General features: G+C 72.6%; 11 protein-coding genes. 7 read left to right on the top strand and 4 right to left on the bottom strand.

Going from position 1 to position 13597, the window contains the following annotated elements:
- Positions 1-35 precede the first annotated feature (35 nt).
- Both NE234_RS20735 and NE234_RS20730 read left to right on the top strand, forming a co-directional pair.
- Positions 36-800, top strand: a complete 765-nt coding sequence (locus NE234_RS20735) for a hypothetical protein (protein ID WP_252782124.1) — start codon at positions 36-38, stop codon at positions 798-800.
- Positions 801-941: 141 nt separating this feature from the next.
- Positions 942-2642 carry a chaplin family protein gene (locus NE234_RS20730; protein ID WP_252782123.1) on the top strand — a complete coding sequence of 567 codons (1701 nt, stop codon included), beginning with the start codon at positions 942-944 and terminating at the stop codon, positions 2640-2642.
- Positions 2643-3016: 374 nt separating this feature from the next.
- On the opposite strand, the gene NE234_RS20725 is transcribed toward NE234_RS20730, so the two are convergent.
- Positions 3017-3202, bottom strand: coding sequence for a DUF5703 family protein (locus NE234_RS20725; protein WP_252782122.1), 186 nt, complete (start codon positions 3200-3202; stop codon positions 3017-3019).
- 147 nt (positions 3203-3349) lie between these two features.
- Here NE234_RS20725 and topA point away from each other — a divergent pair, with 147 nt between their 5' ends.
- The 3 genes from topA to NE234_RS20710 all read left to right on the top strand — a co-directional run bounded on the left by topA (position 3350) and on the right by NE234_RS20710 (position 9465).
- Positions 3350-5983, top strand: coding sequence for a type I DNA topoisomerase (topA, locus tag NE234_RS20720; RefSeq protein WP_252782121.1), 2634 nt, complete (start codon positions 3350-3352; stop codon positions 5981-5983).
- Positions 5984-6009: 26 nt separating this feature from the next.
- Entirely contained in the window at positions 6010-8028 is a 2019-nt protein-coding gene (gene tmk, locus NE234_RS20715) for a dTMP kinase (RefSeq protein WP_252782120.1), read from the top strand.
- Between the two features lie 282 nt (positions 8029-8310).
- Complete coding sequence (locus NE234_RS20710) at positions 8311-9465, top strand: DNA polymerase III subunit delta' (RefSeq protein WP_252782119.1); 1155 nt, start codon at positions 8311-8313, stop codon at positions 9463-9465.
- Between the two features lie 92 nt (positions 9466-9557).
- On the opposite strand, the gene NE234_RS20705 is transcribed toward NE234_RS20710, so the two are convergent.
- The 3 genes from NE234_RS20705 to NE234_RS20695 form a co-directional block, all read right to left on the bottom strand.
- Positions 9558-9839, bottom strand: coding sequence for a winged helix-turn-helix domain-containing protein (locus NE234_RS20705; RefSeq protein ID WP_252782118.1), 282 nt, complete (start codon positions 9837-9839; stop codon positions 9558-9560).
- A 44-nt stretch (positions 9840-9883) separates the two neighbouring features.
- Complete coding sequence (locus NE234_RS20700) at positions 9884-10351, bottom strand: hypothetical protein (protein WP_252782117.1); 468 nt, start codon at positions 10349-10351, stop codon at positions 9884-9886.
- Positions 10352-10511: 160 nt separating this feature from the next.
- On the bottom strand, positions 10512-12026 hold the full coding sequence (locus NE234_RS20695; RefSeq protein ID WP_252782116.1) for an outer membrane protein assembly factor BamB family protein: 1515 nt from the start codon (positions 12024-12026) through the stop codon (positions 10512-10514).
- A 165-nt stretch (positions 12027-12191) separates the two neighbouring features.
- Between NE234_RS20695 and NE234_RS20690 the strand changes: the two genes are divergently transcribed.
- Both NE234_RS20690 and NE234_RS20685 read left to right on the top strand, forming a co-directional pair.
- A complete protein-coding gene (locus NE234_RS20690) occupies positions 12192-12671 on the top strand; it encodes a low molecular weight protein-tyrosine-phosphatase (protein WP_252782115.1) in 480 nt (159 codons plus the stop codon).
- A 2-nt stretch (positions 12672-12673) separates the two neighbouring features.
- Positions 12674-13531 carry a fructosamine kinase family protein gene (locus tag NE234_RS20685; protein ID WP_252782114.1) on the top strand — a complete coding sequence of 286 codons (858 nt, stop codon included), beginning with the start codon at positions 12674-12676 and terminating at the stop codon, positions 13529-13531.
- The last annotated feature ends 66 nt before the right edge of the window (positions 13532-13597 follow it).

Here is a 13597-nt window from a genome sequence, read left to right as displayed (position 1 = left end):
CGTTCCGCGCGGTGGGTCGATGCCGAGGAGGGCGCGTGGTTTCCAGGTGGTCGCGGTCACGGAGGTGCACCTCCGTCGTCCCGCGCCGCCCTGGTCTCCGTGCGCTCGCCCGGCGCCTGCGCGGTCTCCTCGCGCGGCCGGCCACCCGGCGCCTGCTGACCATGGCGGGCATCGCGGTCGCCGGCTGGCTGTTCGGAGCCGCCGGGCAGGCACATGCCAACACCGTTCCGGGCGCACGCCTTCCCAGCGTCGTCACGCACGCGGGCTCGCAGGTCACCAGGCTTCCCGGTGACCTGCCGCCGCTGCGCGCCGCCGTACCGGCCGTGCACGTTCCCCGGGCGGCCCTTCGGCACCCTCACCCGCCCTTGATCCCCGTCTCGCCGGCACCTGCGGCGGGCGGATCGGCCGGAGCCGTACGGCCCGGCACGTCGGAGGTCACGGCGGATCCTTCTCGGGCACCGCGGCACTCCGGTCACGGCCATCGCGTCGCGGCCGGTCGCGGGCCGGTGACGAACACCGGTCCGGTCGCCGCAACGGGGGCGTCCGAGAAGGTCTCCGTCGATCATGCGACCCGTTCCCGGGTCCCCGCGCCGGTCATGCCACGCATGCCGCAGCAGTTGCCGCATCGGGCACAGGCGTTCCTTCCGTCCATCGGCGACGGCGTCACCCAGACGGGGCTATGGCGTGCCCCCGGGTTCGGGGCGGCCTCGGGCCGCTCGCGCGCGTCCGCTCTGATCGTGCGGACGGTCCCCCCGGCCGTCCGCACCGCGGCGGACGAGCCCTCCTTCTCACCTGACTAGGCCCCCACCGCGGCCCGGCCCCCGCCGGGTCGTCGAGGCGTGCCCGCATGCCCGCGGCCGCGCCCTGCATCCCCCCCAGGGACGTTCTCCGACTCCTGCGAGACGTACCCCCCAACCCCCCTGTATCGAAGGAGTTCCTCTATGCCTACGTGGGCGAAGAGCACCGCGCGTGCCACGCTGCTCACCGCGAGCTTCGTCGCGCTCGGCGCCGGTCCGGCCCTTGCGGACGTCACCAACGGCTCGGGCAGCGTGCTCGGTGGCAACCAGGTCAAGGCGCCCGTCTCGGCCCCCGTCAACGTCAGCGGCAACGCCGTGGCGGTCATCGGCCATGCGCTCGCCGGCTCCACCGGCGGCGCGTCCGTGCACCGCGTCGGCGGCGTCGGCGGCGGCCGGCAGTCGACCTCCGGCCGGCACAGCATCGGCGGCGGCAACCAGGTCGACGCCCCCATCACCGCGCCGGTGAACGTCTGCGGCAACGCCGTCGCCGTCATCGGCCGTTCCGCGGCCGGGTGCGAGGGCGGCGCCTCCGTCTCCGGCGGCTACGGGAGCGGCCACCGCGGGCGCACGACCGGAGCGGGATCGGTGCTCGGCGGCAACCAGGTCAACATCCCGATCACCGCGCCGATCAACATCTGCGGCAACGCGGTGGCCGTGATCGGCGACGCTCTCGCCGGGTGCAAGGGCGGCGCCGCGGTCAAGTCCGGTGGCCACGGTCACGGCCGCAGTGGCGCGGGGTCGACCTCCGGCCGGCACAGCATCGGCGGCGGCAACCAGGTCACCGCTCCCATCACCGCGCCGATCAACGTCTGCGGGAACGCCGTCGGCAACGCCCTCGCCGGGTGCGAGGGCGGCGCGTCGGTGACCGGCCACGGGACCAGCGCCGGCGGGGGCCGCACCAACGGCCGGCACAGCATCCTCGGCGGCAACCAGGTCACCGCTCCCATCACCGCGCCGGTGGACATCTGCGGCAACGCGGTCGCCGTCATCGGTGGCGCGGCCGCCGGATGCGCGGGCGTGATCCCCCCGGTGCACGGTGGCTCCGCCTCCGGCGGCCGTACGAACGGCCGGCACAGCATCGGCGGCGGCAACCAGGTCACCGCCCCCATCACCGCGCCGATCAACGTCTGCGGCAACGCCGTCGCCGTCATCGGCCACGCACTGGCCGGCTGCGTCGGCGGCGCATCCGTCTCCGGCGGCCACGGGGGTCACGGTGGCCACGGCGGTGGCCACCACTGCGTCTCCCCGCAGCACGCCACGGCGGCCCGGACCATGAGCGCGCCCGCGTCCGCGGCCATCCCCGGCGCGCCGCGGCCGCCGGCGCCCGTCCCGGTCCCGCCGCTCCCGCCCGTCCCGCCGGTCCCGGTGCCGCCGCTCCCGCAGAACGCCGCCCTCGCCGCGTACGACGGTCCGGCCGCCCCCGCCGACGCGATCCCGGTGCTGCCCGGCACGACGCTGCCCGGCACCACCGGGCTCGGCGACGCGGTGAACGTTCCGCAGTCCGGCTCGGACACCTCCGAGACGGCCGCCGGCACTGAGCGGACGGGCGCTCCCGTCGGTTCGGGAGTCGCCGACACGGTCCCGGGCGCGCGGGCGCTGCCCAACCTGCCGAACGCCCCGATCACCCGGTCGGTCCCGGCCGCGGACGCGGTGCTGCCCCTTCCGGCCCGGCAGGGTCTGCCGCCGGTGGGTGAGCCGGTGAAGGGGATCCCCGCGATGCGTACGGTCGCGGCCCAGGAGCCGGCCCAGGCGCAGCGCGGAGCGGTGGCCGCACTGGCCCTCGCGGCGCTGCTCGCGGCCTCCTCCGGCGTCGTCGCGATGGTCCGCCGGTTCCGCGACCGCTGACGCGGGACCCGCAGGGTCTCTTCGGCGCCCGCGCGGCCGCCGAAGAGACCCGGCGACCCACGCGGCCCGAGGGGTCGGCGCGGCCCGAGGGGTCGGCGCGGACCGGGTGGGCCGACGCGATCTCGCGGAGGTCCTGACGGTTCGAGCGGCGCCTGAGGGTTCGCGCGGCCCGATGGAACGCGTCCGTGACCGCTGACGCGACCGTGTGACCGCTGACGTGGTCGGCGGTCACGGACGTCCACGTTCGTCCGGCTCGGGGCTTGACTCGGGCGCGGCAAAGCCCGGTAAATGGAAAAGTTTGGACCAAGGTGTGCCCTGCGCTCACGCGTGGGGCACATTGCTGTAGCGTCGAGGAGGTCGAGTAGTGGCCGCCTCTACAAGGTTCGCGTGGCGCGGATGACCTTGCGGCGGAGCTGGATTCGGCGGCGCCCGTCGGGGTACACCCGCACGCGGACGAGTTCCCACCCGCCATGTTCGGCGTGCTCGACCATCACCTGCCTCGCGGCGTCCCGTGTCGTGCCGCGTGGTAGATGCAGTACTAGGTAGGAGTACTCCAACATTGGCCTTATTCTGCTCCGTCTAGGGTCCTCACGGGGAGCGGGTGATCCTCTTCCGCGGATCCGGTCTGCCGACGTCCCAGGTCGACCGGCTTCGGGGTGGCACTTGACGACTCCCGCCGCAGTCGAGATTTGTGAGGTTCAAGCACCGTGCCCGACAGCAACGGCACAACGAGGTCCAGCCGCAACCGCCTGGTGATCGTCGAGTCGCCCGCCAAGGCCAAGACGATCGCGGGTTATCTCGGCCGTGGCTACGTCGTGGAGTCCAGTATCGGCCACATCCGTGATTTGCCGGAGAAAGCCGCTGATATTCCCTCGAAGTACAAGGGTGAAATCTGGGCTCGCCTTGGCGTGAACGTCGACCATGGCTTCGAACCGCTGTACGTCGTCAACGCCGACAAGAAGCAGCAGGTCGCCAAGCTCAAGAAGCTGCTGCAGGAGGCCGACGAGCTCTACCTCGCGACAGATGAGGACCGCGAGGGCGAGGCCATCGCCTGGCACCTGCGCGAGGTCCTCAAGCCGAAGGTGCCCGTGCGCCGGATGGTGTTCCACGAGATCACCAAGGACGCCATCCGCGCCGCCGCGCAGAGCCCCCGCGAGCTGAACCTCAAGCTCGTCGACGCGCAGGAGACCCGGCGCATCCTCGACCGGCTGTACGGCTACGAGGTCAGCCCGGTCCTGTGGAAGAAGGTCATGCCGAAGCTGTCGGCGGGCCGGGTGCAGAGCGTCGCGACCCGCCTCGTCGTCGAGCGTGAGCGTGAGCGCATCGCGTTCGTCCCGGCGAACTACTGGGACCTGTCGGCGACCTTCGACACCGGTAGGCCGGAAGAGCCCTCTGCCTTCGCCGCCACCCTCGTCTCCCTCGACGGCAAGCGCGTCGCGCAGGGCCGTGACTTCACCGCGCAGGGCACGCTGAAGAGCAAGGACGTCCTGCACCTCGACGAGGCCGCCGCACGGGGTCTCGCCGAGCGCCTGCGCGACCGGCCGTACGCCGTCACGTCCGTGGAGCGCAAGCCGTACCGCCGCAGCCCGTACGCCCCGTTCCGTACGACGACGCTGCAGCAGGAGGCCAGCCGCAAGCTGGGCTTCTCGGCGAAGTACACGATGCAGATCGCGCAGCGGCTCTACGAGAACGGTTTCATCACCTACATGCGTACCGACAGCATCACGCTGTCGGAGATCGCCATCAACGCCGCGCGGCAGCAGGCGAAGGCGCTGTACGGCGCCGACTACATCCCCGACAAGCCGCGCGTGTACCAGAGCAAGGTGAAGAACGCCCAGGAGGCGCACGAGGCGATCCGCCCGGCCGGCGAGACCTTCCGCACGCCCGGGGAGACGGGCCTGTCCGGCGACCAGTTCAAGCTGTACGAGCTGATCTGGAAGCGCACGGTCGCCAGCCAGATGAAGGACGCCACCGGGCAGTCGGTGTCGGTGCGCGTCGGCGGCGAGTCCACGACCGGCGAGCGGGCCGAGTTCGGCGCCTCCGGAAAGATCATCACCTTCTACGGCTTCCTCAAGGCGTACGTCGAGGGCGCGGACGACCCGTCGTCGGACCGCGACGACCAGGAGCGCCGCCTGCCGCAGCTGGAGGAGGGCGACCCGCTGACCGCGACCGAGCTCGGCGCCGAGGGTCACTCGACCCGGCCGCCGGCCCGGTACACCGAGGCGAGCCTGGTCAAGGAGCTGGAAGATCGAGAGATCGGCCGGCCGTCCACGTACGCCAGCATCATCGGGACGATCCTGGACCGCGGGTACGTCTTCAAGAAGGGCACCGCGCTGGTGCCGTCCTTCCTGGCGTTCGCCGTCGTCAACCTGATGGAGAAGCACTTCGGCGAGCTCGTCGACTACGACTTCACCGCGCGCATGGAGGACGGGCTGGACGCCATCTCGCGCGGCGAGGCCGAGCGGGTCCGGTGGCTGCAGCGGTTCTACTTCGGCGAGGAACGGACCGGTCTCAAGGAGCTCGTCAGCCACCTCGACGAGATCGACGCCAAGGAGGTCAGCTCCTTCCCGCTTCCCGACAGCGACATCGTGGTCCGGGTCGGGCGCTACGGGCCGTACCTCGACCGCGACGGCCAGCGGGTGAACATCCCCGAGGACATCGCGCCCGACGAGCTGACGAAGGAGAAGGCCGAGGAGCTGTTCGCGCAGCCGAGCGGCGAGCGCGAGCTGGGCGTCGACCCGGAGAGCGGCCACCCGATCGTGGTGAAGACCGGCCGGTTCGGCCCGTTCGTCACCGAGATCCTCCCGGATGACGCTCCGAAGAGCGCCAAGCCGCGCACGGCGTCGCTGTTCAAGACCATGTCGCCGGAGACCGTGACGTTCGAGGACGCGCTCAAGCTCCTGGCGCTGCCCCGCGTCGTCGGTGAGCTGGACGGCGAGCCGGTCACCGCGCAGAACGGCCGGTTCGGCCCGTACCTGAAGAAGGGCACCGACAGCCGGTCGCTGCAGAGCGAGGACCAGCTCTTCACGGTCACCATCGAGGAGGCCAAGGAGATCTTCGCCCAGCCGAAGCAGCGCGGGCGCGGCCGGGCCGCCGCCGCGCCGCCGCTGCGCGAGCTGGGCGAGGACCCGGGGACCGGCAGCAAGATCGTCATCAAGGAGGGGCGCTTCGGCCCGTACGTGACGGACGGCGAGACCAACGCCAGCCTGCGCAAGGGCGACGAGATCGAGTCGATCACCATGCAGCGGGCGCTCGAACTGCTCGCCGAGCGCCGCGAGAAGGTCGCCGCGGGTGGCGGGAAGAAGCCCGCCCGGCGGCGTACCGCGAAGTCTCGGTCCTGACGCTCTCAGGTGGATACGCTGACACAATGACCAGAACGGGCAGCTCTTCCGGCGTGCTGTCGATCAAGCCGTTCCGTCGGCTCTGGATCGCCCTGTCGTTGTCGAGTTTCGGCGATTGGCTCAGCATTCTGGCGCTGACCGCGCTGGCCGGCTCGCTGACCAAGGGGTCGGCGGAGGGCTACGCGATCGGCGGCGTCCTCGTCGTCAAGCTGCTGCCGGCGCTGGTCTTCGGGCCGCTGGCCGGCGCGGTGGCCGACCGCTTCGACCGCCGCACCACGATGGTGATCGCGGACATCCTGCGGTTCAGCCTGTTCCTGTCGATCCCGATCATCGGCCGGCTCGACTGGCTGTACGTCGCGACCTTCCTGGTCGAGATCGTGACGTTGTTCTGGATCCCGGCCAAGGAGGCCACGGTCCCGAACCTGGTGCCCAAGGACCGGCTGGAGCGGGCCAACCAGATCAGCCTGATCTCGACGTACGGCTCGGCGCCCGTGGCGGCGGGGACGTTCTCGGTGCTGGCGCTGATCTCCGGGGTGGTCTTCTCGACGCACCGGCAGCAGGCGAACCTCGCGCTGTACATCAACGCGGTGACGTTCCTGGTCTCCGCGGTCACGATCTTCTCGCTGCGCGAGATCCCCCGGCAGGGCGGCAAGGTCTCGGTCCCGTCGGTCCTCAAGCAGATCGTCGCCGGCTGGCGGTTCGTCGGCTCGACGCCGATGGTGCGCGGCCTGACCGTCGGGATCGTCGGCGCGTTCGCCGCGGGCGGCGCCGTGATCGGCGTCGCCAAGGTCTACGTCAAGGCCCTGGGCGGGGGCGACGCCGCGTACGGTGTCGTCTTCGGCATGGTGTTCGTGGGCATGGCGATCGGGATGTTCCTGGGCCCCCGCATCCTGAAGGACTTCAGCCGCCGCCGGCTGTTCGGCCTGGCGATCATCGGGGCCGGCGTCGCGCTCGCGCTCATCGCCGTCATCGAGAACCTCGTCATCGTCGCCCTGCTGACCGCCCTGCTCGGCGCGGGCGCCGGCATCGCCTGGGTGATCGGCTACACGCTGGTCGGCCTGGAGGTCGAGGACAGCCTCCGCGGCCGTACGTGGGCGTTCCTGCAGTCGCTGGTACGGGTCGTGCTGTTGCTCACGGTCGCCGCGGTGCCGTTCATCGCGAACGCGGTCGGCGAGCACCGGATCAAGGTCGCGGACGCCGCGTACCACTTCGACGGCCCGAACGCCGTGCTGCTGCTCGGCGCGGTGGTCGCCGTCATCGTGGGCCTCCTCGCCTACCGGCAGATGGACGACCGCAAGGGCATCCCGCTGTCGCGGGACCTCCTCGCCGCGCTGCGCGGCGAGGAGTACGTCCCCGAGGAGGCGGGGCACGGGGAGCGCGGCGTGTTCCTCGCGTTCGAGGGCGGCGAGGGCGCCGGGAAGACCACCCAGGCCCGGCTCCTGGCGATCTGGCTCCGCGACCAGGGCTTCGACGTCGTCACGACCCGCGAGCCCGGCTCCACGAAGATCGGCATGCGCCTGCGCGCCCTGCTGCTCGACAAGGAGACCTCCGGCCTGTCCGCCCGCGCCGAGACGATGCTGTACGCCGCGGACCGCGCGCAGCACGTCGCCGAGGTCATCCGGCCGGCGCTGGAGCGCGGCGCGATCGTCGTCACCGACCGGTATGTCGACTCCTCCCTCGCCTACCAGGGCGCCGGACGCGAGCTGAAGGTCAAGGACATCGCCGAGGTGAACCGCTGGGCCACCGGCGGGCTCACCCCCGACCTGACCATCGTCCTGGACGTGCCGTCCGAGATCGGGCTGAACCGCTTCGCCTCCCCGGCCGACCGGATCGAGTCCGAGCCCCGGGAGTTCCACGAGCGCGTACGCCGCGGGTTCCGCGCCCTCGCCGAGGCCGAACCACACCGCTACCTCGTGATCGACGCCGCGCAGCCGCAGGAGGACATCACCCGGCAGATCCGCGACCGGGTCCGCGCAATCCTGCCGGATCCCGTCCCGGCCACCGCCGAGGCCGTCACGAGCACGATGCCGGTCATCACCGACTGACCCCACCGCCCCGCCTCGGCGGGACGCGGCCGGCCGAATGGACCGGCCACCTTGACGTCGGTGGTGACGCCGCAGACCGGGCGAACCGGTCATCCGTCGGTCAACGTGGCGGCAAGGTGACCATGGCGGCGGTGAGGTGACCGCGGTGGCGGTGAGGTGACCGCGGTGGCGGCACGGCGGAGGATCGGTCCGCCTCACGTCACCGAGTCGCCGGCTCGGGCGGCGGATGCTCGCGTCAGGCCATAGCATCGAAGGCGCCATGGGGCTGGAGGAGATCGACGCGTGACGGTGTACGACGACCTGGTCGGGCAGGAGCCCGTCATCGAGCAGCTGCGCTCCGCCGCGGCCGCCGGAGCCCGGGCCCTGGCCGGTACGGGCGGTGGCGGCATGACGCACGCGTGGCTGTTCACGGGGCCGCCCGGATCGGGCCGTTCGACGGCCGCCCGGGCGTTCGCCGCCGCGCTGCTGTGTCCCGACCAGGGGTGCGGGCACTGCGCGTCCTGCCACCAGGTGCTGTCCGGCAGCCACGCCGACGTCGAGGTCGTCCGCCCCGCCGGCCTCTCGTACGGCGTCCGGGAGACCCGCGCGCTGGTGCTGCGGGCCGCCTCCTCGCCGACCGGCGGGCGGTGGCGGATCGTGCTGTTCGAGGACGCCGACCGGTCCACCGAGCAGGCCGCGAACGCCCTCCTCAAGGCCATCGAGGAGCCCCCGGCCCGTACGGTCTGGCTGCTGTGCGCGCCGTCGCCGGACGACCTGGTCGTGACGATCCGGTCCCGCTGCCGGCTCGTGACACTGCGGACGCCGCCCGCGCGGGCGGTCGCCGACGTCCTCGTGCTCCGGGACGGGATCGACCCGGACGTCGCCGCCGCGGCGGCCCGGGCCGCGCAGGGTCACGTCGGGCGGGCGAAGCGCCTGGCCACCGACGAGCAGGCGCGCCGTCGCCGGGCCGAGGTGCTGGCGATTCCGGGCCGGCTGAGCGGCGTCGGGCCCGCCGTCGAGGCCGCCGAGGCGCTCGTGAAGGCCGCGGAGGCCGAGGCCAAGGAGCTCGGCGCGAGCCTCGACGCCGAGGAGACCGCGGCGCTGCGCCAGGCGCTCGGCGAGAGCGCCAAGGGCCGCATGCCGCGCGGTACGGCGGGAGCCCTGAAGGAGCTGGAGGACCGGCAGAAGTCACGGACGACCCGGATGAAGCGCGACGCGCTCGACCGCGCGCTCCTCGACCTGGCCTCGTACTACCGTGACCTGCTCGTCGTCCAGCTCGGCGCCGGAGTCGAGCTGGTCAATGCGGACCGGGCCCGGGAGCTGCGGTCGGTGTCCGGGCCGCCGGAGGCCACGCTCCGCCGCCTCGAGGCCATCATGGTCTGCCGGGAGCGCCTGGAGGCGAACGTCAATCCCCAGCTCGCGGTCGAGGCCATGGCGATGGCCCTGCGCACCGGCTGACCCCGCCGCCCTCGGCGCGAGCCGATCGACGCCGTCCGGTTCACGTCGCCGTCTCGGCCCACACCGCCGTCGTGGCCTCGCCCACGCCGTGGCTACGCGTCCTGCGGGGCGGGCCGGTCGGGTGCCTGGGCGAGGTTCTGCAGCCAGGTGAGGTGGTCGGTGAAGGCGGTACGGCCCTTGGGCGTGAGCCGGAACCACGTTCGGGGGCGGCGCCCGACCGCGCCCTTGCGTACCTCCAGGTAGCCGGCGTCTTCGAGCACGCGGGAGTGTTTGGACAAGACCGAGTCACTGATCCCCACCGTGTCGCGAACGACCGCGAACTCCACCCACTCCGCGCCGGCCGCGAGCACTCCGCAGATCGACAACCGGGTCATGGGATGAATGAGCTCGTCCGGCCGTCCGCGACCCTCGGGGCGGTTCATCGTGAGGTCGCCCGCCCTTCGGTGATGTCCTTCCGGACCGCGGCGGTCCGGCGTACGAGGAGGCCCACGGTCACGGCCGCCATGATGACGACCACGACGACCGCGAGCGCCGTCTGACCATGAGCGAGGAGCAGACGCTCCGTGACGTACCCGACGATCGCCACCGCGAGCGTAACCCATCGGATCGGCCGGACCGACGGGTAGCTGCGTGTCATCCGGCGGGGGAGTTTCACGCCGGTCGTGCGAGCCCAGAGCCGATCAAGGCCGATCATCACCAGCAGGGGTACGAGCGCCGCCCACTCGCTCACCACCGGTGAGAAGTACTCCGAGAGGAACGGGGCGGTCATCACCGTCGCCATCATCACTGCGGCCACTGTCAGGTACCACCAGGGCAGCCGGATCCGCTCGGCCAGCGTGGCGCGCTGTCGACGAAGCTGCTCCAGATCCTGCGGCGTAGCGTTCACGACGACTCTCCTTCCGCCTGGAATCCTCTTTCCGTTCCGGAAAGTACATTCCCAGCGTTCCTCCCGCAAAACCACGCCCCGCCCCCGGCGGTCCGGCACGGCCGGTGAATGAGCACGGCCCACCCGCGGCGCGGGTGGGCCGTGATCGTCCAAGGCCAGGTCAGCGGGCGCGGAAGACGGCGACCGGGGCGTCGCCCGGATTGGTCGCCCGCTCGGTGAGGACGACGTAGCGATCCCCGGTGGAGTAGAAGAGCGGGTCGTCGTCGGGGTCCGCGATGCGGGGGAGGCCGACGTAGCTCAGCTTCCCGTCGCGCAGGGACAGGGCCCACAGACCCGGGTGCCAGGTGGCGTCGCCGAGGAGGTGGACGCGTCCGGGCTCGGCCTGCATCGCGGCGAAGTCGCCGACCTTGGTCGACCAGCGCGACCGGCCGTCGGCCAGGCCGTAGCCGATCACGCGGTACTTACCGCCGGGCAGTTGCGCCTTGGCGACGAGGAGCCCGTCCTGCAGGACGACGTTGCGGGCGGGCGTCGCACGGAACGCGTGGTCGCCGAGGTCCAGCCGCCGCTGCCCGTCGTCGACCGGGATCGACGCCTGCGCCCGGCCGGTCTCGTCGAAGGAGGCCACGACGTTGACGCCGCGCTGCCCGCCCTCCTGGATCCAGAGGACCGCGGGGTCCGCCGACAGCGGCCGGATGTTGGCGGCGTCGCTCTGGATCGGGGCCTTGGTCGTCCACCGGACGTGCCCGGTCGCGGCGTCCAAGGCCTGGATCCGGGGCACCTGCTGGAAGCACGACACCGTGGTCAGGACCTGGTCGTGCCCGGCCGCGACGGTCGCCAGGCGGCACCGGTCGGCCGTCCTGTCCTGCCAGAGGGGCGTGCCCTCGCGCAGCCGTACGGCCATGAGCGCCTGCGGGGTCTGGATCACCGCCATGCCGTCCGTGACCGCGATGACGTCCGCGCTGATCGATGACGAGATGCCGGCGGCGGGCACGGCGTGCTCCCACAGGGCGCGGCCGGTGGTCAGGTCGACGGCCGTGACCCGGTCGCACGGCTGCGTCTCGGCGCCGTGCGCGATCAGGCCGACGCCGTCGGCGGCCGTACGGCTCATCGCGCACAGGACGTCGCGTCCGGGCACCGTGTACGTCCAGCGGACGGCGCCGGTGGCGACGTCATAGCCGACGAGGCGGTCGAAGCGGGCGCGGACCACCGTCGTTCCGGAGAGCCAGCCGCCGAGGCCCTCGGCCGTGGCCGGCCGGTCGGGCGGCGCCTGCCACACCGCGGCGAGCGTCCTGCCGTGCGACCAGCGGAAGACGGCCAGCCCCGGAAAGATCCCCACCAGGGCGAGGACGACGGCGCCGAGGCAGCCGATCCGGCGGGACCCGATCTTCGCCAGGCCGAGCAGCGCGGCCGGCACCACGACGAACAGCGAAATGATCGAGACCGGCAGCATCCACGCCGTGCCGCGGGGGCACGGACCGTGAGAGATCCCCTCGCTGCTCGTTCCGCACGACCCGCCGGCCTCGACGGCCAGGGTCCAGAAGCTGGACACGAGCAGGGTGAGCACCATCCCCACCAGGACGGCGCCGATGACACCGATGACGATCGGGGTGATGCTCCTGCGGGGCTTCTTCGCCGGCTCCGGCGGCACGATCTGGAATCCCATGTCCACGGACATCCCAGCGTTTCCCTTCTCCGCTTGCGGCTGGGATGGAACGGCCAGTCCGGAACAGCCGAAGCGCTGAACCTGAGACTCCCGAAGCGCGTTTTCGGTTGCCGCGATCGGAGGGCTCGTCCACAAGCTGTGGATGCCGAATCGGCGGACGCTGAATAGTCTTTCCGCATGCCGTACCGCGTCACGTTCGTCTGCACGGGCAACATCTGCCGCTCCCCGATGGCCGAGCACATCTTCCGCCGCCACGTCGAAGAGGAGGGTCTCGACGTCGAGGTCGACAGCTCCGGCACGGGGCACTGGCACGTCGGCGACCCCGCCGACGAGCGCGCCGTCGCCACGCTGCGCCGCGCCGGGTACACCTCCGCCCACCGGGCGCGGCAGTTCGAGGCCGCCTGGTTCGACCGGTACGACCTGATCATCGCGCTCGACCAGGGGCACCAGAGCGACCTGCGGTACCTCGCGCCGGACGAGGAGGCGGCGGACAAGATCCGGCTGCTGCGCGAGTTCGATCCGGACGCCCGGCACCTGGACGTCGCCGACCCGTACTACAGCCGCAACTCCGCCTTCGAGGAGGTCCGCGAGCAGATCGAGGCGGCCGTCCCGGGCCTGCTCGACCACGTACGCGGGCGGCTCAAGGACGCGAGCTGACCATGGACCGGCTCCTCGGCACCCCCGTCGCCGAGGTCACCGACCTCGGCACGAGCCACGAGTGGTCGCTGCGGCGGGCCACCCTCACCGACGGGCGCCGGGTCTTCGTGAAGGAGGCCCGGCGGCGCATCGACGGGCTGTTCGCGGCCGAGGCGGCGGGGCTGCGCTGGCTGGGGGAGGGCTGGCGGCGGGTCGCCGGCGACGACGCGCCGGGCCCCGTCCCCGAGGTCCTCGACGCCGGCGAGACGACCCTCGTCCTGCCCTGGATCGACACGGCCGCGCCGACGCCGGAGGCGGCCGAGCGGTTCGGGCGGGAGCTGGCCGCCCTGCACGGCGCGGGCGCGGAGTCGTACGGCGCGCCGTGGCGCGGCTACATCGCCGAGCTGCCGCTGGACAACACCGCCGGCACCTCCTGGCCGGAGTGGTACGCCGAATGCCGCGTCCTGCCGTACGTCCGGATGGCGGTGGACCGCGGCGCGCTGTCGGCCGGCGACGCGGCCGAGATCGAGCGCGCCGCCGCCCGGATCCCGGACGCCGCCGGTCCCCCCGAGCCGCCCGCCCGGATCCACGGCGACCTGTGGTCCGGCAACGTCCTGTGGGGCCGCGACCGGGTCTGGCTCGTCGACCCGGCCGCGCACGCCGGGCACCGCGAGACCGACCTGGCGATGCTGACGTTGTTCGGCGCGCCCGAGCTCGAACGGATCCTCGCCGCGTACGACGAGGCGGCGCCGCTCGCGGACGGCTGGCGGGCGCGGGCGCCGCTGCACCAACTGCATCCGCTGCTCGTCCACGTCGTCCTGTTCGGCCGCTCGTACCGGGGCCAGGCCCTCGCGGCGGCGCGCTCCGTACTATCCGCCTGAACGGTTGTGATCTCGCTCACGACGGAGCGATACCGGTTGCGCGTAGGCTGACGGCCAGGTCGACCC

The organism is Actinoallomurus rhizosphaericola (assembly GCF_024055675.1).
Lineage (GTDB): Bacteria > Actinomycetota > Actinomycetes > Streptosporangiales > Streptosporangiaceae > Actinoallomurus > Actinoallomurus soli.
This window is presented reverse-complemented; position numbering and strand designations above follow the sequence as displayed.